The sequence below is a fragment of the Bacillota bacterium genome, from assembly GCA_012837335.1.
Lineage (GTDB): Bacteria > Bacillota > Limnochordia > Darwinibacteriales > DTU012 > DTU012.
The window spans coordinates 1-2000 of the sequence record DURM01000038.1 but is presented as its reverse complement, the minus strand read 5'-3'; the positions used below and the strand labels follow the sequence as shown (position 1 = coordinate 2000).

The 2000-nt window shown below is 44.0% G+C and carries 4 protein-coding genes; all 4 read left to right on the top strand.

Annotated elements, in window-relative coordinates; genetic code table 11:
- Nucleotides 1-76 precede the first annotated feature (76 nt).
- Nucleotides 77-373, top strand: coding sequence for a hypothetical protein (locus tag GX019_05470; GenBank protein HHT36610.1), 297 nt, complete (start codon nt 77-79; stop codon nt 371-373).
- Nucleotides 373-1107, top strand: coding sequence for an ABC transporter permease (locus GX019_05465; GenBank protein ID HHT36609.1), 735 nt, complete (start codon nt 373-375; stop codon nt 1105-1107). Before GX019_05470 ends, GX019_05465 begins: the two co-directional genes overlap by 1 nt.
- A 77-nt stretch (nt 1108-1184) precedes the next feature.
- Complete coding sequence (locus GX019_05460; GenBank protein HHT36608.1) at nt 1185-1454, top strand: YaaL family protein; 270 nt, start codon at nt 1185-1187, stop codon at nt 1452-1454.
- A 75-nt stretch (nt 1455-1529) separates the two neighbouring features.
- Complete coding sequence (gene bofA / locus GX019_05455; GenBank protein HHT36607.1) at nt 1530-1796, top strand: pro-sigmaK processing inhibitor BofA; 267 nt, start codon at nt 1530-1532, stop codon at nt 1794-1796.
- Nucleotides 1797-2000: the final 204 nt, after the last annotated feature.

The following is a 2000-nucleotide window of genomic DNA, read 5'->3' as shown; positions in this document are numbered from 1 at the left end:
GGCGGAGCGAATTTGTGACCGAATTGCTTTTATAGTAAGAGGAAAAATTGTCAGGATCGGTGCTGTAGGTGAGTTAATGGAGGAGTTAAGGCAGGAGTATAAAGTTCGGCTGCAGACAAATGGCTTAATTGGCAATCTAAAGCCAGAACTTGAAAATAGTGTTCCAAACTGCAGGGTGGAGATTGTTGATGATAAGTCCTGCTTGATCGTTTCCAATGAGCGGATTGACCTGTGCCCAGTTCTCCAGTTGTTTGCCTTTCGAGACATTACTGTCTATGAAGCAGAGGTGGTTAAACCAACTCTAGAAGAAGTGTTTGTTAAGATAACAAATGCTGCTGGTAAAGAATTTGCAGATGGGAAGGTGAGCCAATAATGCACACTGTAATCGCCTTCTGGAATATCTTGAAAAAGGATATTGAAACTTACTATTTAAAGCCGCCAAATATCAGCTGGGGGATAGTTTTTCCTCTATCCTGGACGCTGATGCAGTTGATTCGCTCGGGAGGTGGCACCGGGATTGAAGAACTGCTTCCAGGTTTAATGGCCATGAGTGTTTTATTTGGAACAACTTCGATGCTGGCTGTCACGATTACCTTTGAAAGAAAAGGGCGTTCGTTTGATCGCCTGCTGATCGCACCACTCAGTATCGGGGTGCTCGTCTTTGCCAAAATTTTGGGAGCAGTCTTATTTGGAATGTTCAATGCCTTTGTGCCAGTCATCTTGGCTGCTTTTTTCATAAATCTAAGTGGTGTAAATTGGACAGCTGCCGTGATTGGCGTTGTGCTGATTGCCGTGACATCAGCACTGCTGGGCTTGGTGATCGCTGTATCGGCAAGGGAAGTGTTTGAGGCCCAAACGTTTTCGAATTTCTTTCGCTTTCCAATGCTGTTTCTGTGCGGTCTGTTTATTCCTATTAAGCAGCTGCCTGCTCTGTTGAGACCGATCTCCTTTTGTCTGCCTTTGACCTACGGAGCCGATCTGCTGCACGGGGCAGTTGTAGGTGGTTCAATGTTTAATGTATCGTTCAACGTTTTAGTTATGCTGGCTTTTGCCGCACTGTTGTTTTATCTAGCGCGGAGAAATATCAGCCAAAAGTGGATCCTGTGATTATTCCATAGATTGTATAAAATCCTCACATAATAACCATACTAACACAGCATATGTATAGTAGTGGGGTGAGGATTATGGCGGAACCGAGAAGTTCGCTGCTGCATCGGTTTGCATCGTGGCTTTTAGCAGATCCCGATGCAGGGGAGGTTGATGCATATCAGGATACCGAGGCTGAGTTGTTAAAGCAGGTCGAGAATGCGAAAAATGATTGGCTTGCTGCTCGCAGTTATTTTGATAATTTATCTGATCCGGAATTAGTTGATTATGCGATCTATTCACTGGAAGCAGCTGAGCGGAAATATATGTATCTCCTCAAACGGCTGAAAACGGAGAAAGCTGAATAAGCAACGCTGGATGTTCTAAAGGGTTTGTTCTTAACATATATGTTAGGGACGAACCCTTTTTTTGGAGGCATTGATATGAATGTATCGATAGTTTTCTCCTATCTGCTGGGATTGGTTATTCTTTATTTTTTAGCAAGATTAATGCTGATACCGCTGCGTGTAATTGCCCGGCTGCTAATTAACGGCATTATCGGAGGTCTGCTGCTAGCCACCTTCAATCTAGCCGGCAGCTATTTTGGCCTCTACCTGGCGATTAATCCAATCACTGTGCTTGTCGCAGGATTGCTGGGAGTGCCCGGAGTACTTCTGTTGGCTGCGATCCGCTACATTGTCCTCGGATAAAAGTTTTTAAATTTTTTGTTGACAAGCATCCTGCCGTGTGATAGTATAAACAAGCTGTCGCTGAAACGGCAGCCAGAACTTTGAAAACTAAACAGCAGAAGTGCGGGTAACTTTTTAAAAGTTATCAGCTCTGTCAAATAAGAGCAAAGATTAAACTTAACCATTTTTATTGGAGAGTTTGATCCTGGCTCAGGACGAACGCTG